Origin of the sequence: Achromobacter sp. K91 (genome assembly GCF_003576205.1) — a bacterium.
Taxonomy (GTDB): Bacteria; Pseudomonadota; Gammaproteobacteria; order Burkholderiales; family Burkholderiaceae_B; genus Achromobacter; species Achromobacter aegrifaciens.
Window position 1 is genome coordinate 131,925 of record NZ_QWFB01000026.1, and the last position, 21,189, is coordinate 153,113.

The 21,189-nt window shown below is 62.5% G+C and carries 16 protein-coding genes and 2 pseudogenes; 3 read left to right on the plus strand and 15 right to left on the minus strand.

Translation table 11 applies throughout. The features are described 5' to 3' along the window. Window positions 1-14: 14 nt before the first annotated feature. A complete protein-coding gene (locus DXK93_RS07805) occupies window positions 15-776 on the plus strand; it encodes a DeoR/GlpR family DNA-binding transcription regulator (protein WP_054455856.1) in 762 nt (253 codons plus the stop codon). Between the two features lie 19 nt (window positions 777-795). Here DXK93_RS07805 and DXK93_RS07810 read toward each other — a convergent pair whose 3' ends face one another. The 4 genes and pseudogenes from DXK93_RS07810 to DXK93_RS07825 all read right to left on the minus strand — a co-directional run bounded on the left by DXK93_RS07810 (window position 796) and on the right by DXK93_RS07825 (window position 5,331). Next, on the minus strand, window positions 796-1,797 hold the full coding sequence (locus tag DXK93_RS07810; protein ID WP_119449760.1) for a tripartite tricarboxylate transporter substrate binding protein: 1,002 nt from the start codon (window positions 1,795-1,797) through the stop codon (window positions 796-798). Between the two features lie 163 nt (window positions 1,798-1,960). After that, the gene (locus DXK93_RS07815) at window positions 1,961-3,556 is read right to left on the minus strand and encodes a rhodanese-like domain-containing protein (RefSeq protein WP_119449923.1); all 1,596 of its coding nucleotides are present in this window, start codon (window positions 3,554-3,556) and stop codon (window positions 1,961-1,963) included. Between the two features lie 39 nt (window positions 3,557-3,595). Next, window positions 3,596-4,741: pseudogene (metC, locus tag DXK93_RS07820) on the minus strand (cystathionine beta-lyase); the annotation flags it as partial. 2 nt (window positions 4,742-4,743) lie between these two features. Then, window positions 4,744-5,331: a cysteine dioxygenase family protein gene (locus tag DXK93_RS07825; RefSeq protein WP_119449761.1), complete on the minus strand. Its 588-nt coding sequence runs from the start codon at window positions 5,329-5,331 to the stop codon at window positions 4,744-4,746. Between the two features lie 116 nt (window positions 5,332-5,447). Between DXK93_RS07825 and DXK93_RS07830 the strand changes: the two are divergent. Next, window positions 5,448-6,379 (plus strand): annotated as a pseudogene (locus DXK93_RS07830) (LysR substrate-binding domain-containing protein). Here the strand turns inward: DXK93_RS07830 and DXK93_RS07835 are convergent. The 8 genes from DXK93_RS07835 to DXK93_RS07870 all read right to left on the minus strand — a co-directional run bounded on the left by DXK93_RS07835 (window position 6,333) and on the right by DXK93_RS07870 (window position 16,553). Continuing rightward, the gene (locus DXK93_RS07835; protein ID WP_119449762.1) at window positions 6,333-7,337 is read right to left on the minus strand and encodes an asparaginase; all 1,005 of its coding nucleotides are present in this window, start codon (window positions 7,335-7,337) and stop codon (window positions 6,333-6,335) included. The pseudogene DXK93_RS07830 and the gene DXK93_RS07835 sit on opposite strands and share 47 nt — an antisense overlap. Further along, window positions 7,330-8,256 (minus strand): ParB/RepB/Spo0J family partition protein, encoded by a 927-nt coding sequence (locus DXK93_RS07840; RefSeq protein ID WP_119449763.1) that lies wholly within the window; start codon window positions 8,254-8,256, stop codon window positions 7,330-7,332. The genes DXK93_RS07835 and DXK93_RS07840 overlap by 8 nt, the downstream gene beginning before the upstream one ends. A 43-nt stretch (window positions 8,257-8,299) precedes the next feature. Then, on the minus strand, window positions 8,300-9,124 hold the full coding sequence (locus DXK93_RS07845; RefSeq protein ID WP_119449764.1) for an N-acetyltransferase: 825 nt from the start codon (window positions 9,122-9,124) through the stop codon (window positions 8,300-8,302). 9 nt (window positions 9,125-9,133) lie between these two features. Next, a complete protein-coding gene (locus DXK93_RS07850; protein WP_054455845.1) occupies window positions 9,134-9,934 on the minus strand; it encodes a ParA family protein in 801 nt (266 codons plus the stop codon). Next, window positions 9,931-10,620 (minus strand): 16S rRNA (guanine(527)-N(7))-methyltransferase RsmG, encoded by a 690-nt coding sequence (gene rsmG, locus DXK93_RS07855; RefSeq protein ID WP_119449765.1) that lies wholly within the window; start codon window positions 10,618-10,620, stop codon window positions 9,931-9,933. Before rsmG ends, DXK93_RS07850 begins: the two co-directional genes overlap by 4 nt. Further along, on the minus strand, window positions 10,617-12,536 hold the full coding sequence (mnmG, locus tag DXK93_RS07860) for a tRNA uridine-5-carboxymethylaminomethyl(34) synthesis enzyme MnmG (RefSeq protein ID WP_054455843.1): 1,920 nt from the start codon (window positions 12,534-12,536) through the stop codon (window positions 10,617-10,619). Before mnmG ends, rsmG begins: the two co-directional genes overlap by 4 nt. 2,543 nt (window positions 12,537-15,079) lie before the next feature. Next, window positions 15,080-15,286 (minus strand): cold-shock protein, encoded by a 207-nt coding sequence (locus DXK93_RS07865; RefSeq protein WP_006216596.1) that lies wholly within the window; start codon window positions 15,284-15,286, stop codon window positions 15,080-15,082. A gap of 232 nt (window positions 15,287-15,518) precedes the next feature. Then, window positions 15,519-16,553: an AbrB family transcriptional regulator gene (locus tag DXK93_RS07870; protein ID WP_225591277.1), complete on the minus strand. Its 1,035-nt coding sequence runs from the start codon at window positions 16,551-16,553 to the stop codon at window positions 15,519-15,521. Window positions 16,554-16,665: 112 nt separating this feature from the next. Between DXK93_RS07870 and DXK93_RS07875 the strand changes: the two genes are divergently transcribed. Beyond that, window positions 16,666-17,832: a pyridoxal phosphate-dependent aminotransferase gene (locus DXK93_RS07875; RefSeq protein ID WP_119449767.1), complete on the plus strand. Its 1,167-nt coding sequence runs from the start codon at window positions 16,666-16,668 to the stop codon at window positions 17,830-17,832. Window positions 17,833-18,057: 225 nt separating this feature from the next. Here DXK93_RS07875 and DXK93_RS07880 read toward each other — a convergent pair whose 3' ends face one another. The 3 genes from DXK93_RS07880 to DXK93_RS07890 form a co-directional block, all read right to left on the minus strand. Further along, window positions 18,058-19,584, minus strand: coding sequence for a tripartite tricarboxylate transporter permease (locus DXK93_RS07880; protein ID WP_119449768.1), 1,527 nt, complete (start codon window positions 19,582-19,584; stop codon window positions 18,058-18,060). After that, on the minus strand, window positions 19,581-20,018 hold the full coding sequence (locus DXK93_RS07885) for a tripartite tricarboxylate transporter TctB family protein (protein WP_119449769.1): 438 nt from the start codon (window positions 20,016-20,018) through the stop codon (window positions 19,581-19,583). Before DXK93_RS07885 ends, DXK93_RS07880 begins: the two co-directional genes overlap by 4 nt. Before the next feature lie 109 nt (window positions 20,019-20,127). Beyond that, entirely contained in the window at window positions 20,128-21,126 is a 999-nt protein-coding gene (locus DXK93_RS07890; protein ID WP_054455831.1) for a tripartite tricarboxylate transporter substrate binding protein, read from the minus strand. Window positions 21,127-21,189: the final 63 nt, after the last annotated feature.

Genomic DNA, 21,189 nt, shown 5'->3' on the forward strand with positions numbered 1-21,189 from the left:
AGGAAACATCGGACATGTGGCAAGAAGAGCGGTATCAGAGAATCCGCGCCCTGCTGTCTTCATTGCAGCAGGTATCGACCGACCGTATCGTCGGCGAACTAGGGGTGTCGAGGGAAACAGTCAGGCGTGACCTGCTGGAACTGGAGGCCATGGGCGAATTACGCCGGGTGCACGGCGGCGCCGTGCCGGTACACAGCGAACCGCCCATCGCGGAACGCGTGCATACGCGCGTCAAATACAAGCGCGCCATCGCGCGCGCGGCCGCGGGGCTGGTATCCAGCGGACAGACCCTGTTCCTGGACGCCGGCAGCACCACCAGCGTGCTGGCCGACGAACTGGCCAAGCTGTCGGGCCTGACCGTCATCACCAACTCGTTCGACGTCGCCTTGAAGGTGGGCGCGGCCGGCAACGGCGCGAACCAACTCATCATGCTGGGCGGCTCCGTGGGCGGCCCGGTATGCGCCACGGCCGGCGACATCACAATCGCCGAGATCCACCGGTATCGCGCGGACTTGGCGCTGCTGTCTCCGGTAGGCGTGGACGCCGAATTCGGCGCCACCAATTATGACCTGCGCGAAGCCGAAGTCGCGCGCGCCATGGCGGCAAGCGCCAAGCAGCTGGTGCTGCTGGCCGACTTCAGCAAGATCGGCCTGTGCAGCCGCGTGTCGTACTGCAGCGCGGACCGCATCGACCATCTGGTCACCAACACCAGCGCGCAGAAGTCGCCCGCCTACGCCGCCTTGAAATCCGCCGTCGGCAAAATCCTGGCGGTGTAGCGCAAGCGTCGGCCACGCGTCAGTCCAGCGACACGCCCGCAGTTTTCACCATGTCGGCCCAGTACACGGTGTCTTCCTGCAGCCGCGTCTTGAATGCGGCGGGCTGGCTGCCCACCGCCCAGCTGCCGCCGCTGTTGATCTTGGCGATCACGGCGGGCGATTTCATCGCCTGCCCCACTGCTTGCGCCAGGTAGGCGATGCGCTCGGGCGGGGTGCCGGCGGGCGCGAACAGTCCGTACCAGTCATCGGCGGTAATGCCCTCCATGCCTGCCTGCTTGAGTGTGGGCGCCCCCTTGAAGATGCCGATGCTGTTCTCGTGGCTGAGCGCCAGGATGCGCAGCTTGCCGGCGGCGACCATGGGTTCGGCCGAGGCCGGTGAAGTTATCAACATGTCCACCGTGCCTCCCATGAGATCGGTGATGGCGGGCGCTGCACCGCGATACGGCACATGCACCAGTTTCACATCGGCCTTCTGCGACAGCAGCGCGCCCATCAGATGGCTCATGGTGCCGTTGCCGGGCGTCGCATAGGTGACCACGCCGGGCTGCTTGCGCGCGGCGTCCAGATAGTCGTTCAGCGTGCGGTACGGGCCCTCGCTGCGCGCCACCAGCACCAGCGGCGCGGAAGTGATCTGCGAGATGGGCGTGAAGTCCTTGACGGGATCAAAGCCCACGTTCTTGTACAGGCGCGGATTGACGGCCATGACGCTGGTCTGCGACATCACCAGGGTATAGCCATCGGGCTTGGCACGCGCCACCTGCGCCGTGCCGACGTTGCCGCCCGCGCCCGAGCGGTTTTCCACCACCACACTCTGGCCCGTGATGGCGCCCAGTTCCTGCGCGATCAGGCGTGCGACGCCGTCATTACCGCCCCCCGGAGGAAACGGCGACACGACCGTGATGGCCTGCTTGGGATAGTCGGGTAGAGGCGCGGGCGCCTCGGCGTGGACGACAGTCCCCCACAACAAACCGGCCAGCGCCGCGGCAGCGGCCTTGCGTATGTGCGATGCATGGTGCTTCATCTGAGTTCCCCTTGTGATTGGCGGCCGGATACTCGGCCGTCCTTTGCATTCCGGTTCGGCATGAACCGTCCGCACCCCGGCCGTGCAGGCCGGGGCGTACTTTTCGGATTGATGCGTCTGCTGTGCCGCGAGGCCGGATCAGGCGAGCGCGGCGGCTCCGGTGTCAGCGGGCCGGAAAGCGGTAGCCCGCCAGTTCGCGTTCGTCGATCTGCTTGACCAGATTGGTCTCCCAGGCCAGGTACTGGCGCGCGGCGGCCTTGTTGCCGTCGTGGCGGTCATGCACAAAAAACAGGTAGTCGATGCAGTCGGCGTCGGCGGGCTCGGCCGGCGTGGACGCCAGTGCGATGCCCTGCGCGGCCCAGCCGGAGGGATCTCCGGTGTTGGCATGGATGTCGTTCACTCCCAGCGCCCGCAAGTCCTGCGCGGCCCAGGCGGCCAGGGCCGCATCCTCGGCCAGCAACACTACCGGACGCGTGGCGTCCAGGGGCAGGCTGGCGAGACGCGGGCGAATGGACCAGCGCGCGCCTGCAATATGGCTGGCGCGATAGCGCATGCTGGGACGAAGATCGATCAGCTGCGCGCCCTGCGCGCGCGCGGCTGCAAGCTGCGCATCATCCAGCAAGGGCAATTGCGGCGCCAGCGCCTTTTCCACAGGGTTGTCCAAATGCGCCTGCACGCCTTCTCGCAGCACGCTGGCGTCCCAGCCCATCTGCCGCAGCCAGCTGGCGACCACCGGCGCGCGCACGCCTTCGGCATCGAACACGACGATGCGCGCGCCGCGCACGGCCAGGTACTGGTCGGTGGCCTGGATCAACTGGCCGCCAGGCGTGTGCTGCGCACCGGGCAGCGAACCTTGGGCGTGCTCTTCGGCGCTGCGCACATCGCACAGGAAGGTGCTGCGATTCTTGTCGCGCAACCATGCTTGCACCGCTTGCGCACTCACCGTAGGCACGCCATGGCTTTCGGCCAGTCGCGCGGAACGCTGTGCCAGCGCGGGCAGGTCTTGTGGTGCAACGCCATCGTCGTAGCGGCGGCGCGCGCCGTGTTCAAGCTGCAGATCCTCGAGGTACCAGCCTTGCGTGCCGTTCTCCAGCGCGTAGACAGGATTGGGCACGCCCAGGTTGATCAGCGTCTGCGCCCCGATGATGCTGCGTGTGCGGCCGGCGCAGTTCACCACAATGGTGGTCTGCGGATTGCTCGCCAGCGTGTGGGCGCGCAGCGCCAGTTCCCCGTTGGGGCAGCAGATGCCGCCCGGGATGCTCATCTTCTGGTATTCCGCATAAGGCCTGCCGTCCAGCACGATCAGGTCGTCGCCGCGGCGCTGGCGTTCGGCCAGGTCGCGCGCGCCGATACGCGGGGTGTGGAAAACTTCTTCGGCCAGTTCGCCGAAGGTTTTGCTGGGCACGTTCACGCCCGCGAAGACGGCATAGCCGTCGCGCTGCCATTGCGCGATGCCGCCGCTCAGGCGATGGACATTGCAGTACCCAAGCGCTGTCAAGGCCTGCGCGGCGCGCGCCGCCGTGTCATCGGCGCCGCCGTCGTCGTAGAGCGCGATGCGCACATCGCGCCGCGGCGCCAGGCGCACGATATCCACTTCCAGCCGGCTGTAGGGCACGGGCGCGGCGTAGAACAGATGGCCCTCGCCATACTGGCCATGCTCGCGCACGTCCAGCAGCGCGATTTCAGCGCCATCATGCAGCCATTGCTTGAGCGTGTGCGGATCGATGTCGATGGCGGACGGGTCTTGAGTGGGGTGCATCACGGTGTTCAGCGAAGACGGAGAAAGTCGGGATAGCGCTTGTTTCAGGTCGGCGATGAGGTCGTCGGGGTCCTCCAGGCCCACATGCAGGCGCAGCATGGCGCCGCGCGGCTCGGGATCCGGCAAAGACCGCGCCGCGGCAAGATTCACCGGTATCACGAGGCTTTCGAAACCGCCCCACGATGCGCCGATGCCGAATAGCTGCAGGCTGTTGATAAGTCGCTCGACGGCGTCGACGCCGACCGCGCCGGCGAACTCCACCGTCAGGAGGCCATTCGCGCCGGTGCAATCGCGCTGCCACAACGCGTGGGAAGGATCGCCGGGCAAGGCCGGACACAGGACACGCGCCACTTCCGGACGGCTCAACAGAAAGTCCGCCACACGCAAGGCGCTGCGGGCGTGCTGCGCCATGCGCAAAGGCAGCGTGCGCATGCCGCGCAACACCAGATAGGCGTCATCGGCGCCAACGGTCTGCCCCAGATCCACGGTGGCGCGCTCCAGCGCATTCCAGGCCCGTGCATTGGAGATCACCGCGCCCATCATCACATCGGCATGTCCGCCCAGATACTTGGTGGCCGCCAGGATCGAAATGTCGGCGCCCAATGTCAGGGGTTGATGCAGCAATCCGGAGGCCCAGGTGTTATCCACAGCCAGCCAGCAATCATGCACGCGGGCCAAAGCGGCCAACGCCGGCAGATCTGGCATCTCATAAGTCAGCGAGCCCGGCGACTCCGCGTAGATCATGCGGGTTTGAGGACGGATGAGCGCTTCGATGCCCGTGCCGTCAGGCTGGTAGTACGTATACGCGATGCTCAGCCGCGCCAGATGTTCCGCGCAGAAGCGGCGCACGGGCTCGTACACCGCATCCGTGATCAGTACGTGGTCCCCGGCGCGCAAGTAAGCCAGCAGCACGGTGGCGATGGCGGCCTGGCCGGTGGGATACAGCTTGGCGCGATAGCCTTCTTCCAGCTCGACCAACGCGTCTTCGAGCGCGTGCGTGCTATCGGTGCCGCGCGCGCCGTAGGACGGCAGGCGTTCCTGGTCGCGGCGGCTGCGCGTGTCGCGCCAGGCCTGCACGCTTTCGAAGACGTAGGTGCTGGCGCGCGTGACGGGCGTATTGACCCAGCCGCGATGAGGGCGGCCGGCGCGCAGGAGGCGCGTGGCGGACCGATAGGGCTTGTCCATGATCAGCGGCGCGTCTGCACGCCGATCGGCATGACTTTGCAGGTGCCGGCTTGCAGATCGAACGCCAGGCGTTCGGTCAGCGTTTCCAGTGCGCGACCGTACATGTGCAGATGGCGGATGACGCTGTCACCCTGGATTTCCACGGCGTGGATATCGTCCGGCATCAGCGCGATGCCGGTGCCGGGGCCAACCACCACGGTGCCGGTCTTTTCGAGCCGGCCCACGCCGGGCACGGAGCCGTCGTCGCTGCGGTCATAGACGTAGTTGTATTCCACGCCTTCCACGGCCGCGATACAGGCCCAGGTCGTGTGGTTGTGTGGAACGATCTGCTTGCCGGGACGCATGACGTTCAGATAAAGCGCGTAGCTCTTGTCGGCATCCTCGGCGATCAGGTAGCGGGCCTGGCGTTCGCCGTCTTCCGGCGCGGGATAGCGGTCGGCTGCCCACCAGTCGGTGTGGCCGGCCAAGCCGATCAACTCGTCCAGTACGGCCTGGAGACTGTCTCGGTTCAGCCCCTTATTTCCTACAGTTTTTTTAATATTTCCAATGGCGTTAGCGATGCCGGCTTGGTGAGGATGTGCGTTGCTCACTTTACGTTTTCCCTATTTTCATGAGTTATGCCATTGAATGTATCCCCCCTGCTGGCGTGGAACAATTTAAATTGCCTTAAGATTCCATTAGCGTCGCTAATACTTTCTACACACCCATGCGCAACCTGGATCTGGACCTGCTCCGCACGCTGACGGCCATCGCCCGGCACGACACCTTTTCGGAAGCCGCCAACCGCCTGCACAAGACACAGTCCGCCGTGACGCAACAGATGCAGCGGCTGGAATCCCTTATCGGCCAGCCCTTGTTCGAGAAGCAGGGCCGCAACAAGGTGCTTTCGTCGCATGGGCGGCGTCTGGTGGAATATGCCCGCCACATGCTGGCCATCAACGATGAGGCGCTGCGCGCCCTGCAGGACGGGCCTTGGAAGGCGACCTGAAGCTGGGCGCGCCGCTGGACGTGGCGGACTCGATCCTGCCCACGCTGCTGACGCACATCGCGCGCTCGGCGCCGCGCGTGAAACTGGAAATTCGCACCGACCGCAGTCCCTTCCTGATGGACGCTCTGCGCGCCGGGGAGCTCGACCTGACGATATCCACGCGCTTCGACCAGGACTTCGAGGGCGTGGCGCTGCGCACTTCGCCCACAGTGTGGCTGGCTTCGGCCGACTACGTGCACGACATGCATGCGCCAGTGCCGCTGGTGCTGGCCGACGAACCCAGCATCTTCCGCCGGCTGGCGCTCACGGCCCTGGAACAGGCGCGCGTGCGCTGGCACACCAACTATGTGGCGCCGACGCTGGTGGGGATAAAGGCCGCGCTGCGCGCCGGCTTGGGCGTCACTGCGCGCAGCGTGGAGCTGCTGGGGCCGGAAATGCGCGTGTTGGGTGAAAAGGAAGGATTGCCGCCCTTGCCCGACGTGACGTACTTCCTGTGGATAAGGCCGGACCTGATAAATCCGCTGACACGACAGGTCTACGACATGCTCAAGACCAGCCTGGGGCTGGCTCAGCAAGGCGATGCGGCGGCCCAGCCGCCGCGCATCAATAGCGGTCGAACAGATCCTGCAGGGCAGCCGGATCGCGCGTGACGGATAGGCCCAGCATCAGCAGGATGCGGGCTTTCTGGGGGTTCAGGTCGCGCGCGGCAACAAACCCCAGACGGGCGTCATCGAGTTCGACGTCGCGCGCCACGAAGCCGCTGCCCGTGCGGCTGGACCGCACGACAGCCACGCCGTTGGCCGCGGCGCGGCTCAGGCTTTCAAGGGCCAGATCCGTAGCGTTGCCGTCGCCGACGCCGGCCAGCACGATGCCGTCGGCGGCATCGGCCAGAAAATCGATCAGATCGCCCTGCAGGTTGGCATGGGCATAGACAACGTCCACGCGGGGCCAGCGGGCCTTTTCCAACAATGCGAGTGAAAACTCGCTTTCGGTGGTATGCGTCGTGGTGTTGCGCGAATAGAAGCATGGAACACCGCCGTGCATGACTCCGGCGCGGCCGCGATTGGGCGACGCGAACGCGCAGAGGCCGGCGCTGGCGATCTTCTGGATCTCGCGGGCGTAGTGCACATCTTCGTTCATGACGACAAGCGGCCCGCGGCCACGCGCCTCGGGATGGCGCGCCAGCGCCACCGCGTTGTACAGATTGGCCGGGCCTTCGGCGCCCAGCGCGGTGGCCGGACGCATGGCGCCCACCATCACTACGGGCTTGTCGTGGCGTATCACCAGGCTCAGGAAGTACGCCGTTTCTTCCAGCGTATCCGTGCCATGCGTGATGACGATGCCCGCCACCGAGGCGTCGCGGCTCAGCGCATCCACGCGCTCCGCCAGCGCGCGCCACACGGCGTGCGTCATGTTCTGGCTGCCGACGTTGGCGACCTGCTCGGCGCGGATCTCGGCGATGTTCGCCAGTTGCGGCACGGCGGCCAGCAAGTCATCGACGGAAAACGAGCCTGCCTTGTAGCCGGCGGAGGTCGCGTCAGCCTGTGCGCCGGCGATCGTGCCGCCCGTCGCCAGTACCGCGATGACAGGCAGCGCGCGCTCAGGCATCCACTACTCCGGACAGGCCCTGGCGCTCGAGCAGGGAATTCAGGTGTTCCCAGCCATGGAAGTCGATGACGATCTGGCCCTTTTCCTTGGCGCCCACTTTCAGCGCGACGCGCGTACCCAGATGGTCGGACAGCGCCTCTTCCAGGCGGGTCAGGTCGCGCGACACGCCGTTGGCCTTCTTCTTGGGCGCGGCGGACGACTCGGTTTCCTTGGCGGTCTTGGCGACCAGCTTTTCGGCTTCACGCACCGACAGGCGGCGCGCGATGATTTGATTGGCCAGCTGGATCTGCGTGGCCGCATCAACGGCGAGCAGCGCGCGGGCATGGCCCATGTCCACGTCGCCCGCCAGCAGCATGGTCTGCACGGCCGCCGCCAGGTTCAAGAGGCGCAACAGGTTGCTGGTGGCCGAACGCGAACGGCCGATTGCTTGCGCGGCCTGCTCATGCGTCAGGCCGAATTCATCCAGCAGCCGGCGCACGCCCTGCGCTTCTTCCAGCGGATTCAGGTCTTCGCGCTGGATGTTTTCAATCAACGCCATGACGGCCGCGTTCTCGTCGGCCACTTCACGCACCAGCACCGGCACTTCCTTCAGGCCCGCAATTTGCGCAGCGCGGAAGCGCCGTTCACCGGCGATGATCTCATAGTGGCCGGGCGCGGCTTCGCCCAGTGCGCGCACAAGAATGGGTTGCATGATGCCTTGTGTGCGGATCGATTCGGCCAGTTCGCCCAAAGCGCCCTCGTCCATGCGCGTGCGCGGCTGATACTTGCCGGCGCGCATCTTCGAGACGGGCAAGGTGGACGGCGGACCCTCGGGCTTGGCGGCGGCAGTAGCCTTGCCGATGTTCTCGATGGCTGGCGCGTCGGCGCCGAGCAAGGCGTCCAGTCCGCGGCCCAATCCCTTGGGTTTCTTGGTGGCCATAATTAAATCCTCTTTCCTTCTGTTTTTGTATCCCGAGCCTGGCTCAGGCGTCCGTCTGCTCGGCGGGCAGGCGGTACCAATACGCGTAACAGTCTTTGAAACCGTAGCGGCCATACAAGGCGCGCGCGGCGGTATTCTCCGGCTCAACCTGCAAATAGGCTGTCGTGGCGCCGCCGGTGGCGCCTGTTGCCAACAAGTGTTCAATCAGGGCGGCTGCGTAGCCTTTGCGCCGCTGCCCCGGGTCCGTGACGATATCGAACAGGCCCAGCAAGTCACCGTCGCGGACAGCCAGGCCCGCGGCAACGCACTGCCCCGCCGTGTCCGTTGCCAGCACCGGCGAGATATCCACAGCCAGTCCTTGCAAGCGCGTCCGATGTTCGGCGATGTGTGCGGATTCCGAGTTGCGCATTGCCCCGACCGCCGCCGCGAAGCGCCCGGTATCGACAATATTGAAAAGCAGATCGCCCCGGACGCTGGGCCTGGGAGCGAGCGGCATGCACATGACTCGGGTCTCGTCGGTAAAGGTATAACCGCGGGACTCCAGTTCGGCGTCGAGGGAAAAATCGGGACCGATGGAGGTAATGCGCAGCACCATGGGCAAGCCATGGCGCGCATACAACGATGAACAATACGCCAGCCGCTCGTCCAACGGACGTGTGGATAACCCCAGCACATTGATACTGCGTGCGCGCTTGGCCGACGAGGGCGCGAACCGCACCAGCCAGCCATCGAAAAGCACCTGCGCGCCGACCGCGGTCGCGTTCAACGCTGCCTCTTCCAGACGCGTGCGCAGGCTGTCGCGCGCATCGATGCGCGGCGTACCGGGGACTGGCATTTCGGTCTGGGAAAAGAGCGGGACGGCGGACATGGTTGTGGCCTACTTCAGATCCTTCTTCACGCGCTCAATCATTTCAGCGCCAAACGAGATGTAGGCCTGCGCACCGCGCGAGCCGCGGTCGTACACCACGCCAGGCATGCCGTAGCTGGGGGCTTCGGCCAGACGCACGTTGCGCGGCACCACGGTCTTGAAAACCTTGTCGCCGAAATGCGCCTCTAGTTGCGCGGAGACCTGCTGCTGCAGGGTCATGCGCGGATCGAACATGACGCGCAACAATCCGATGACGCGCAGATCGTCGTTGATGTTCCGGTGCACGCGCTTGATGGTATTGACCAGGTCGGACAGGCCTTCCAGCGCGAAGTACTCGCACTGCATCGGAATGATGACGCCATGGGCGGCGGCCAGGCCGTTCAAGGTCAGCAGCGACAGCGTGGGCGGGCAATCGATCAGCACGAAGTCGTACTGCGTGGCGACCGTGTCGATCGCGGCCTTCAATTGGCGCTCGCGTTGTTCCATCTGCACCAGGTCGATCTCGGCGCCGGACAGTTCGCGGTTGGCGGGCAGCACGTCGTAGCCGCCAGACTCGGACTTCACGCGAGCCTGCTCGATGTTGGATTCACCGATCAGCACCTGGTACAGGTTCGACTCGAGCGAGTTCTTGTCGATGCCGCTGCCCATCGTGGCATTGCCTTGCGGGTCCAGGTCCACCAGCAGCACACGTTGGTTGTGCGTGGCAAGGCCCGCCGCCAGATTGATGGCGGTCGTCGTCTTGCCCACACCGCCCTTCTGGTTGGCAATGCAGAAAACGCGGGCGGAGGTGCTGGGGGGTATGTTCTTCATAGGGTTCCTTGACTACGGCGCATCCAGATCAGGCAGCGTTCGGCCTGCAATTCAGGCACGCGCAACTGCTGGATGTGATCGACTTGCCATTCTCCGCGCGCATGCAGCGCCTGTATTTCGTCCTCGGGGACCTTGCCCTTCATGGCGACGAGGGTACCATCGTTGCGTACATGGCGACCTGCGAGTTGCGCAAAATCGTCCAAGGAAGCGAAGGCGCGCGACGTCACGATGTTGCACTCGGCCGGAGTCAGCGTTTCAATGCGCGCGTGGCTGGCCTGCAGATTGGGCAAGGCCAGCACGCCACTCATCTGCCGCACGAAGGCCGTCTTCTTTTCAACTGCGTCCACGCAGGTCACCGACCAGTGGGGCCGCATGATCGCCAGAACGACGCCTGGCAGGCCGCCGCCCGATCCGACGTCGTAGACCTTGGCCGGCGTACCAGAAGCGCCCAGCGCCTCGCTGAACGGCCCCACGGCGGCCAGGCTGTCGAACAGGTGCTGGATCAGCATCTGCTGCGGATCGCGGATGGCGGTGAGGTTATAGGTCCGGTTCCAGCGCTGCATCTGCGACAGATAGTTCAGCAGCTTGGCCATCGTGGCGGCATCGGCCTCCAGCCCCAGTTGCTCGCAGGCGCGAGACAGGCGGCCGGCCATGTCCGCGCCGGCCGTATCGGCGTGCGCGCTCATGCCGCTTGCTTGCGCGAGCCGTAATGCAGGCGCTTCAGATGGATTAGCAGCAATGAGATTGCAGCGGGAGTGACGCCGGAAATGCGCGCGGCCTGGCCGATGGTTTCCGGGCGATGCGCCTTGAGCTTCTGGCGCACTTCAAACGACAGGCTGGTCACCGCGTCGTAGTCGACATCGGCAGGTATGGCCTGCTGTTCGTGCGCAATCTGCTTCTGGACTTCAACCTGCTGGCGGTCGATGTAGCCGGCGTACTTCACCTGGATCTCGACCTGCTCGGCCAGTACTTCGTCTTCCATCACCCCGGGGCCGGCCAGGAGCGAGCCGTCGGCATTGCGGGCAGCCATCAAGGCTTCATAGGAAACATTGGGTCGTTTCAGCAGATCTGAAAGTGAGTACTCACGTTCAATTGCCTTGCCCAGCAGCGGTTCCGCAACTTCGGCGGGCAGTATACGCGGATTCACCCAGGAGGATTTCAAACGTTCGACTTCCGCGGACACCGCGTCGCGCTTGCGATTGAAGGCATCCCAGCGGGCGTCATCCACGATTCCCAGGCGGCGGCCGATTTCGGTCAGACGCAGGTCGGCATTGTCTTCGCGCAGGCTAAGCCGGTATTCGGCCCGGGACGTAAACATGCGGTACGGCTCAGTCACGCCACGCGTGACCAGGTCGTCCACCAACACGCCCAGATAAGCCTCGTCGCGGCGCGGAGTCCATTGCTCGCGCTCCAGCGAGAACAGCGCGGCGTTGACGCCAGCCAGTAGCCCTTGGGCGGCCGCTTCTTCGTAGCCGGTGGTGCCGTTGATCTGTCCGGCAAAGTACAGGCCCGTGATCGCCTTGGTTTCCAGGGTGCTCTTCAATCCACGTGGATCGAAGTAGTCGTACTCGATAGCGTAGCCGGGGCGCAAGATGTGCGCGTTTTCCAGGCCGGGCAGGGAATGGATCAACGCCAGCTGCACATCGAACGGCAAACTCGTCGACACGCCGTTCGGATAAACCTCGTGGGTATCCAGCCCTTCCGGTTCCAGGAAGACCTGGTGCGACTCTTTGTCGGCAAAGCGATGGATCTTGTCTTCGATGGACGGGCAGTAACGCGGCCCCACCCCCTCGATCACGCCGCTGTACATCGGCGAGCGGTCCAGGCCGCCGCGGATGATGTCATGGGTACGGGCGTTGGTATGCGTGATCCAGCAAGGCAGCTGGCGCGGGTGCATGGCGACATTGCCCATGTAGGAAAACACGGGAATCGGATCCAGATCGCCAGGCTGCTCTTCCAGGATGCTGTAGTTGATCGAGCGGCCGTCGATGCGCGGCGGCGTGCCGGTCTTCAAACGTCCTTGCGGCAAGGCCAGTTCCTTCAGGCGTTGCCCCAGGGAGATCGCAGGAGGGTCGCCGGCACGGCCGCCCGAATAGTTCTGCAGGCCCACGTGAATCAGGCCGTTCAGGAACGTGCCTGCGGTCAACACCACGGACTTGGCGCGAAACTTCAAACCGATCTGGGTAACGGCGCCGACCACACGGTCGCCCTCCACCATCAGATCCTCGACCGCTTGTTGGAAGAGCCAGAGGTTTGGCTGGTTTTCCAAGCGGCCACGGATGGCCTTGCGATAGAGGACGCGGTCAGCCTGGGCGCGCGTAGCGCGGACTGCTGGTCCCTTCGATCCATTAAGGATGCGGAATTGAATCCCCGACTCATCCGTCGCCAAGGCCATCGCGCCGCCCAGGGCGTCGACTTCTTTGACAAGGTGGCCCTTGCCGATCCCGCCAATGGAGGGATTGCAAGACATTTGACCTAGGGTTTCGATGTTGTGCGTCAGCAGCAGCGTCTGGGCGCCGGTGCGGGCAGCAGCCAGCGCAGCTTCGGTGCCGGCGTGGCCGCCACCGACGACGATGACATCGAATTCGCGGGGATAGTCCATGATGGGGGGAGGTAAGAGAGAGCGTTCGGTGCTCATTATAGAGGCAGGGATTGCATGTTTCACGTGAAACATGCTTCGGCGCAGCAAGAACCTGATAAAGCCGAAAGCGCCGTCGGGAAAAAACAGCTTCACAGACTTCTAAGGCATGAATATGTCGGCAAGTGCCACTGCTTTGCCGCACCATGTTTCACGTGAAACGTCGTACCTATCTGGCCAAGTCACGTCCTTACTGCTGCATTACCGTTCCTCAAAGCCCCCATTTGCCTTGCGCTTACCCGCCCGTTGCCCTCAATTCGCCATATGCGAGTACGGGTGAGTGAGGTATGTTCCACGTGAAACATGTCGGATCTCCGTGGTGTCGCCCGCGTATATGAACACCCTATTCCCTGCCTAGAGTGATTCGTCCTCTCGCCCATATGCTGAATCCCCGGATGTTCCACGTGAAACATCCCCCCCTACCGCGGCATGGAGAGCTCGTTCGGCTGGTAAAGTGGCCGCGCTCAATACCAATCACGATTGCATACTCCAACTACAGTCCAACCACGACCAAGCGTCGCATGTCATATCGTCATGAGCCTTTGCGCCATTTGAGGACGCCAGGATGTCAATTTTGACCATCCGCACTATCGATGTTTCACGTGAAACATCGTTGCCTATACGCAGCAGATGATCAATGTTTCACGTGAAACGTTGACTATGCAGCGGGCGAGCAAAAGAAAAAGAGGCCTGTTTCACACCCAAGAATGTTCCACGTGAAACACGAACGCAGCGCTCCAAAGGCCGGCAGAGGTAGGAATACCGGCATCCGCTTGAGCCTCGCCGCTCAAGAGCCGTACCAAGTCATCTCGTCTCATGAAACCTTCTGATTTCAATCCCATGAAGGTTCATCCAAAAAAAGGCGATTTTCCAACCCCTACCCTACCCCTTACCCGAAACAGAGCATTCTTTTTTGCGTTTCACGTGAAACTTGAGTGTTGATAAGTGCGGCGAAACAGCTGTAGTAGTGGAGAGCCAAATCCCCAAGTACGGAACTCGAACTATCTCGTCAGTCCTAACGCAGCGCAACCAACATGAGATTTCTTCTTATCCGCCCTGCGCCAAACTGGCTAGGACCTGAAATGTCCAAACCCGCCAATTTGGAAAGTTCCTCTTGTCCAAGCCCGCACCTCACGCCGAGGCGATACCTGCCGCTCAAGGCGAGTCTATGCCGCAGAAATTTGGAATAACTCAGAAGCGGGAAATCAGACGGACAAAGAACTCTCGCAGCAGAGCTATTAAGTCCTGCACAGTGTTATCAACAACTAGCAGATCCGATAGCTACCGACATTCGCGGTTTCACGTGGAACAACTCTGGGGATAAGTCATTGAAGGCCAATGCCTGGGGTGCCATAAAACGGCGCAGTGTGACCGACTTCGCAAAGTGCCAAGAAGCGTGAAAAAGCACAAATGCCCAACTGTCTTCCCTATGGCAGCAATCGATTATTTCTATTTTGGATGCTTACCAAACTGAGGAAACTCGGCTTTCAAACCAACTTGATAACGACGCAAAAAACCGTGGAAAACTATGTGGATAAGATCGTCGTCACTGCCACAATGAATTCTCGAAAACCCACCATAACAATCCTCGCCTCTGAATATAGCGAGGAACTCTGCCGTCGCATCCTGGTCTTAACGCCGCAAAAATCGTGGAGACGGATTATTCACAGACCTATCCACACATTGAATCCTGCGGTCCGCCACTACGCGGACACCGTTGGTCAGGTCGCACGGATTCATTGACCAGACAATTATCTTGCCCGTCTGCCGCAACCCGCGCCATCATCCTTATGGGTGAGATCCAGCCTTTCATGTGAAACCCTGTGGAAAACTCGCCGAGCGCGATTCGGGCTCACCTATGATTGACCGCGGCGTCCACGATCCGGTTCCGTCCACGTGGTCCAAAGTCGCGTGCACCACTTCGGATATCTTCACTCAGGCCCCCTACTTCCGGACCCTATCCCCATTTCTATCCACAGGCGTTTGAGCCATCTCAGGGCGCCAAAGGGTGTAATTCTGTGCATAACCGGGATGGGGATATCTTTGTGAACAACCGGCCGCCGTGCGAGCAAAAACGGGCCAGATCGGCCTCAGGACATTACGGCCGCGTCGCCCTTATTCCGGCTGAGATCTGCTCAATATTGCGTTAAATGCCTGTATTCCCTAGGGAAAGGCCATATAGAAACGCGAACATCACAGCAAAGCCGAATAAACCCAAGCAGCCTAGCTGGCCCCCGATGCCGTTCCAAGAAGGACGGGATAACTGTGCAAAACCTGGCTACGGATAAGCAATTGCTTCATTGCTGAGCATCAAAATGCTCATGCCCAAAAATAATTATCCACAAACTTATCCACGGCCGGAGAATATGTTAGTGAATACTAACTATTCACGCAGAACAAGCTGATCAGGCGTCGGCAGCCCAAATGAAACAACGCCCCAGACCTTCCGGTCTTGGGGCGTTGTAGCCAGGCCGAGCCTGGCGGACGGGAAATTGGGATTTCCCGATTTAGAGCGGGCGAATTTCGGCCGCTTGAGGTCCTTTCGGACCATCCTTGACTTCGAATTCGACTTCCTGGCCTTCGTTCAGGCTGCGATAGCCGCGGCCCTGGATGGCGGAAAAGTGTGCGAAAACATCGGTACCACCAACGTCCGGCGTGATGAAACCGTAACCCTTGTCAGCGTTGAACCACTTAACTTTGCCCTTCTGAGCCATTTTTTCTAGCGTCCTGTAATTAACTCGAAATGCAATGAATCAAGGACGCCGTGAGAACTGAACGACCGGTAGAAGTACCTGCGTTGCTGCTGCGTTCCCGCTTGCCGCCTAGCTGCAGAACGAGTCCGCGCGCTGCTTGAATCAACTGCGTAATCAGCATACTCAGCACACATTACAGACTCATATAGTTGTTTACCCCAATGTCGTATTTTTAATACTGGGTCTCGTTCCGCTAGGGCTTGAGGCCCTGCCGACGCGCCATAAATGCGTAGATCGGGCCAGTCACTATCACCACAAAAACCATGCGTGTGACATGGAAGGCGGTGACCACTGGGACCCCTAGCTGCAGCACTTTGGCGGTGATTGCCATCTCTGCAATGCCACCCGGCGTAGTGCCAAGAATCAAGGTGGGTATGGGCGCGGCGGACCATAGCGACAGCAAGGCGCCCAGACCGAACGCCAGCGCCAATGCGGCCACCGTGAAGCTCGCCACAGCGGCAATAAAACGCGGCGCGGCCCGAAAGAAATCCGGCCGATAGCGGTCGCCCAGCGACCAGCCGATCAGCAATTGGCCTATCTTCGGAACGTAGTCCGGCAGGGCCGACAGCTCGATGCCGTTGGCCGTAAGGATCATGGCGACCGACATCGGGCCCAGCACCCAGGGATTCGGCAACCGCAGCTTCATGAAGGCGGCGCCGCCGACGCAGGTCAGCGCGACCAGCGCCGCCAGCCCCCAAGCATGGACCACCTTGGGTCCAGGAACCGTGGGATCCAGTCCCGCCACGCCCCACCACTGGAAGATGAAGGGCACGGCAACCACCACCATCAGCACACGCACGCTATGCGCCGTGGCCACCCGGTCTATGCGCGCCCCATGACGCTCTGCCAGGTTCGCCATTTCGCTGGCTCCGCCGATGGCGGAAGAAAACCAGGCCGTCTTGAAATCCACATCGGTGTAGCGGCGCAGGATCGCCGTGCCCATGAAAGCCAGGCCCAATGCGAACAACATGCCGACGATGATGGGTCCCGCATTGCTGCCAATGTGACCTATCACCTGCGGCGTGAAGTAAAGCCCCAACGAAGTACCGATCACCCACTGGCCAGCATTGCGCGCCGGCCTGGGGCACGCGGTGCCCAAGCCCGCAATGCGTGTCGCCGCGGTCACCAGCAACGCGCCCAGCATCCACGGCAACGGGATGTGCGCCCACACCGCCAACAACGCGCCCGCCAATGCAAGCGCCAAACCGCCCAACACCCTCCACAACATGTTCTGACCCACGATACCGCCGCGCCTTAAGCTCATGTGAAAACCGAATTATGAGTTAGTGGGATACTTACGAAAACTCTCTCTGCTAGCAACGTTCACTCTCGCGTCCACCATGATCCGATCCAAACTTCCCGACGTTGGCACCACCATCTTTACCGTGATGAGCCGCCTGGCCATCGAACACAAAGCCATCAACCTGGGCCAGGGCTTTCCCGACTTCGATCCCGATCCCGCCTTGTGCGCCCTCGTATCCAAGGCCATGGCCGACGGCCACAACCAGTATCCCTACATGCCGGGCGTGGCCCCCTTGCGCGAAGCCATCGCCGCCAAGACACGCGAACTCTATGGCCATGCCTACGATCCAGAAACCGAGATCACCGTCACCAGCGGCGCAACCGAAGCGCTGATGGCAACCGTGCTGGCCGCCGTTGGCAGCGGCGACGAAGTCGTCGTCATCGAACCTTGCTACGACTCCTACCTGCCGGCGATCCGCCTGGCAGGCGGCACCGCCGTGCCGGTGCCGCTGCGCGCGCCCACAGAAGCCGATCCCTACTACCGCATTGACTGGCAGCGTGTGCGCGATGCCATCACGTCCAAGACCCGTCTCTTGATGCTGAACTTTCCGCACAACCCCACCGGCGCCGTGTTGGATGACAGCGACCTGGACGCGCTGGAGGCGATCGTGCGCGACACTGGCGTGCTGCTGGTGTCCGACGAGGTCTATGAACATATCGTGTTCGATGGCAAGCCACATGCCAGCGTGGCGCGTCGCCCGTTGCTGGCACAGCATGCCTTCGTGATCTCGTCCTTCGGCAAGACTTATCACACCACCGGCTGGAAGATCGGCTACTGCTGCGCACCGCGCCAGCTCAGCGCTGAACTGCGCAAGGTGCATCAGTTCATGGTGTTCACCGTGCCCTCGCCCATGCAGTTCGCGTTGGCCGAATTCATGCGCGATCCCAAGCCTTACCTCGATCTGCCGGCGTTCTATCAGGCCAAGCGCGACCGCCTCGCGCAGGGGCTGGCCAAGACCCGCTTCCGCCCCCTGCCCAGCCCGGGCACATTTTTCCTGCTGGCGGACTACAGCCAGATTTCCAAGCAGAACGAGGCCGACTTCGCACGTGACCTGACAGTGAATCATGGCGTCACGGTGATACCGGTATCGGCGTTCTATCGCCAGCCCGACGCGGCGGAATCCAACCATCGCATCGTGCGCTTCTGCTTCGCAAAAAAAGACGCGACACTCGATGCGGCCTTGGAGCGCCTGGCGCAGGTCTGACGCCCTCTACTGATTGCCGCATAGTGACTTCACTTTTCCTTTGTCTCCCTATACAAGCGCTTTTATTGAAAAACATGAATAAAAGCTCGCAATAAAAATAGAGACCATCCAAAGCGAATTCACAAACAAAAAAAGGGCGCCCATAAAAAAGGCGCCCTTTGCAATTCCCGGCCCTGAGTCTGCAGCGGGGCTGCTGCCCTTTACAACAGCCGCGCTGCCGTGGAATCAGGCCGGACCAGCGGCAAGCTTTTTCGCTTTGCGCATGCGGCGCATGATCTGCGGCACGATTACGACCGCAGCCGCCCCCACCCACATCGAGATCGACACCGGGCTGGCGAACAGCACGCCGACGTCACCATCAGTGATCGACAACGCGCGGCGCAGGTTCTGCTCCATCATGTTGCCCAACACCACGCCCAGCACCAGCGGCGCCATCGGCACGCCGAACTTGCGCAGGAAGTAGCCCAGCGCGCCTATGCCCGCCACCAGCAGCAGATCGAAAGTGCCCGCGTTGATGGCGTAGACGCCGATGTAGCTGATGCACAGGATGCCCGGCACCATCAGCCATCCCGGCACCGACAGCACCTTGGCGAAGAAGCGCACCAGCGGCACGTTCATGACGAACAGCAGCACGTTGGCCACGAACAGTGAGGCGATCAAGCCCCACACCAGTTCGGGCTTGGAGTCGAACAGCACCGGACCCGGTGTGATGTTGTAGAGCGTCAGCGCGCCCATCATCACGGCAGTGGTACCCGAACCGGGCACGCCCAGCGTCAGCATGGGCACGAACGAGCCGATGGCCGACGCCGTGGCGGCGGCTTCCGGCGCGACCAGGCCGCGCATGTCGCCCTTGCCAAACTTTGCGTCCGGATCCTTGGCTTCGATGATGCGCTTTTCCTGCGAGTACGCCACGGCCGCGGCCACGCTGGCGCCGGCGCCAGGCAACACGCCCACGCCAAAACCCACCAGCGAGCTGCGCACCACGCTCCACCAGGTGAGCGCCATTTCCTTCAAGTTGAAAAGTTTGCGGCCGCTGGGCTTGACCTCGACGCTATGACCGGACATCACCTTTTCCAGCATTTCCAGCATCTCGCTGACCGCGAACAGCGCAATCACCACCACCACGAACTCGATGCCATCGGCCAGATGCACCGATTCGAAGGTGTAGCGATACACGCCGGAGTTCGCGTCCACGCCCACCACCGAAATCGACAGGCCGATCATCGCTGCCAGCACGCCTTTGACGGGCTGCTTGCCCAGCAAGCTGGTCAGGCAGCAGAACGCGAAAATCATCAGCACGAAATACTCGGCGGGGCCGAAGGCCAACGCCCACTTGGCCAGCAACGGCGCGAGCAGGATGATGCCCACCACCGACACGATGGCGCCGAAGAACGCGGACCAGGCGGAGAGCGACAGCGCCACGCTGGCCATGCCCTGCCGCGCCAGCGGATAACCGTCCAGCGTCGTCATGATGGCGCTGGCCTCGCCCGGCACGTTCAGCAGAATGGCGGTGATGCGGCCGCCGTATTCGGCGCCCACGTACACGGCAGCCAGCAGGATCAGCGCGGTCTCGGGCGGCAGGTTCATCGCGAACGCGATCGGAATCAGCATCGCCACGCCGTTGACCGGTCCCAGGCCGGGCAACACGCCCACCATGGTCCCGATGAACGAACCGATCATGGCCACCAGCAGGTTGGTCAGCGTAAAGGCGACGCCAAAGCCTATCGCCAAGTGATCAAGAATGCCGCTCATATCAGGGTCTCCAACAAACCGGTGGGCAGGACCACGTCCAGCACCTTGTCGAACAGCAAGAAAAACAGAATGCTCATGATGGCGCCGCCGATGGCGCACTTGACCCAACCGCCCCCGAACAGGCGGCCGACGAATATCGTCATCAGGGTTGTCGCAATCACGAAACCCAGCCACTGGAACAGGAAGGCATAGGCCACCACAAACGCCATCATCAGCGCGATGCGCGCATTGGCGCCGGGCGGATTGGCCTCCACCTGATGACCGCCCTTGTAGACCAGCCACAGGCCGCACAGGCCAATGATCAAGGCCAGCAGCAAGGGAAAGGCGCGCGGGCCCACAGGCTCATAGGCGAACGGGGCTTCGATTCCCCAACCCGCCGCGGTCATGAAGGCGGCCAGCGCTAGCGCCGCCACGCCCAATATTCGATCGTTCATGATCACTTTTCCGTTGTAGTCGCATCGCGCGGCGCAGCGCTCCCCTGCCGCCGCGGCAATGCCGGCGGCGGGGAATCCTGAAAAACGCGATAAGGGGGAGCCTTGCGGCTTACTTCTTGACCAGGCCGAACGAATCGGCCAGTTCGCCGTAGACCTTGACCTGGTTCTTCACGTAGGCGTCCAGCTCGGGACCCGTCTTGTTGAAGGGGAACAGGCCCTGCTGCTGGCGCAGCTTGTCGAACTCGGGCGAGGCCGCGGTCTTGTTGAAGGCGTCGACCCAAAACTGGTAGTCGCTGTCCGACACCTTCGGGCCGACGTAGAAGCCGCGGATGATCGGCCAGACGATGTCATAGCCCTGCTCCTTGGCGGTAGGTACGGTGCCCAGCTTGCCCGGCAGGCGCTGATCGTTGAACACGGCCAGCACACGGATGGGTGCGCCGCCTTCGAGCATGGTGAAGGCTTCTGCCGCATCGCCCATGTAGGCCTGGATATGGCCGCCGCGCAGGGCCGTGACGGCTTCGCCGCCGCCTTCAAACGCCACGAAGCGCATCTTCTTGAAATCCACGCCAGCCGCCTTGGCGGTCAGCGCGGCCTTCATCCAGTCCTGGCTACCCACGGTGCCGCCGGCGCCCAGCACGATCTTGGTCGGATCCTGCTTGAAGGCGTCCATCAGGCTCTTCAGGTCGGTGTACGGGGAATCGTTGCGAACCACGGCCACGCCGTAGTCGGTGCCGATGGCAGCCAGCCAGCGCACGTCGTTGACGTTGTACTTGCCGAACTTGCCCTGGGCCAGGTTCAAGAGCGAACCGCCCGAGAACGCCACGATGGTGCCCGGTTCGTTCGGGTGCTGGGCCACGATGTTGTTGTAGGCCACTGCGCCGATGCCGCCAGGCATGTAGACGATGCGCATGGCGCTTTTGAGCGCGCCGCTTTGCTTCAAGCCTTCGGTGGCCAGGCGGCAGGTCAGGTCGAAACCGCCGCCAGGCTGGGCGGGCGCGATGCATTCCGGGCGGCGCGGCTCGTCGGCCGCGTGGGCGGCGCCCAGGGACAAGGTAATCGTGCCCAGCGCCGCGACGGCGGCCAGGCGCAGTTTCAGACTAGTCTGCATTTTTTGCGTCTCCGAGATTTATAGGTCTAGGTATGGCTGGAAGCTCTGCTCAGACGGTTCTTT

Coding starts and splice junctions, on each gene's coding strand:
- DXK93_RS07875 (WP_119449767.1), top strand. CDS start 16,666: ATGATCCGATCCAAACTTCCCGACGTTGGCACCACCATCTTTACCGTG.
- DXK93_RS07835 (WP_119449762.1), bottom strand. CDS start 7,337: ATGCCTGAGCGCGCGCTGCCTGTCATCGCGGTACTGGCGACGGGCGGC.
- DXK93_RS07815 (WP_119449923.1), bottom strand. CDS start 3,556: ATGCACCCCACTCAAGACCCGTCCGCCATCGACATCGATCCGCACACG.
- mnmG (WP_054455843.1), bottom strand. CDS start 12,536: ATGGACTATCCCCGCGAATTCGATGTCATCGTCGTCGGTGGCGGCCAC.
- rsmG (WP_119449765.1), bottom strand. CDS start 10,620: ATGAGCGCGCACGCCGATACGGCCGGCGCGGACATGGCCGGCCGCCTG.
- DXK93_RS07890 (WP_054455831.1), bottom strand. CDS start 21,126: ATGCAGACTAGTCTGAAACTGCGCCTGGCCGCCGTCGCGGCGCTGGGC.
- DXK93_RS07810 (WP_119449760.1), bottom strand. CDS start 1,797: ATGAAGCACCATGCATCGCACATACGCAAGGCCGCTGCCGCGGCGCTG.
- DXK93_RS07885 (WP_119449769.1), bottom strand. CDS start 20,018: ATGAACGATCGAATATTGGGCGTGGCGGCGCTAGCGCTGGCCGCCTTC.
- DXK93_RS07805 (WP_054455856.1), top strand. CDS start 15: ATGTGGCAAGAAGAGCGGTATCAGAGAATCCGCGCCCTGCTGTCTTCA.
- DXK93_RS07840 (WP_119449763.1), bottom strand. CDS start 8,256: ATGGCCACCAAGAAACCCAAGGGATTGGGCCGCGGACTGGACGCCTTG.
- DXK93_RS07845 (WP_119449764.1), bottom strand. CDS start 9,124: ATGTCCGCCGTCCCGCTCTTTTCCCAGACCGAAATGCCAGTCCCCGGT.
- DXK93_RS07880 (WP_119449768.1), bottom strand. CDS start 19,584: ATGAGCGGCATTCTTGATCACTTGGCGATAGGCTTTGGCGTCGCCTTT.
- DXK93_RS07850 (WP_054455845.1), bottom strand. CDS start 9,934: ATGAAGAACATACCCCCCAGCACCTCCGCCCGCGTTTTCTGCATTGCC.
- DXK93_RS07870 (WP_225591277.1), bottom strand. CDS start 16,553: ATGTTGTGGAGGGTGTTGGGCGGTTTGGCGCTTGCATTGGCGGGCGCG.
- DXK93_RS07865 (WP_006216596.1), bottom strand. CDS start 15,286: ATGGCTCAGAAGGGCAAAGTTAAGTGGTTCAACGCTGACAAGGGTTAC.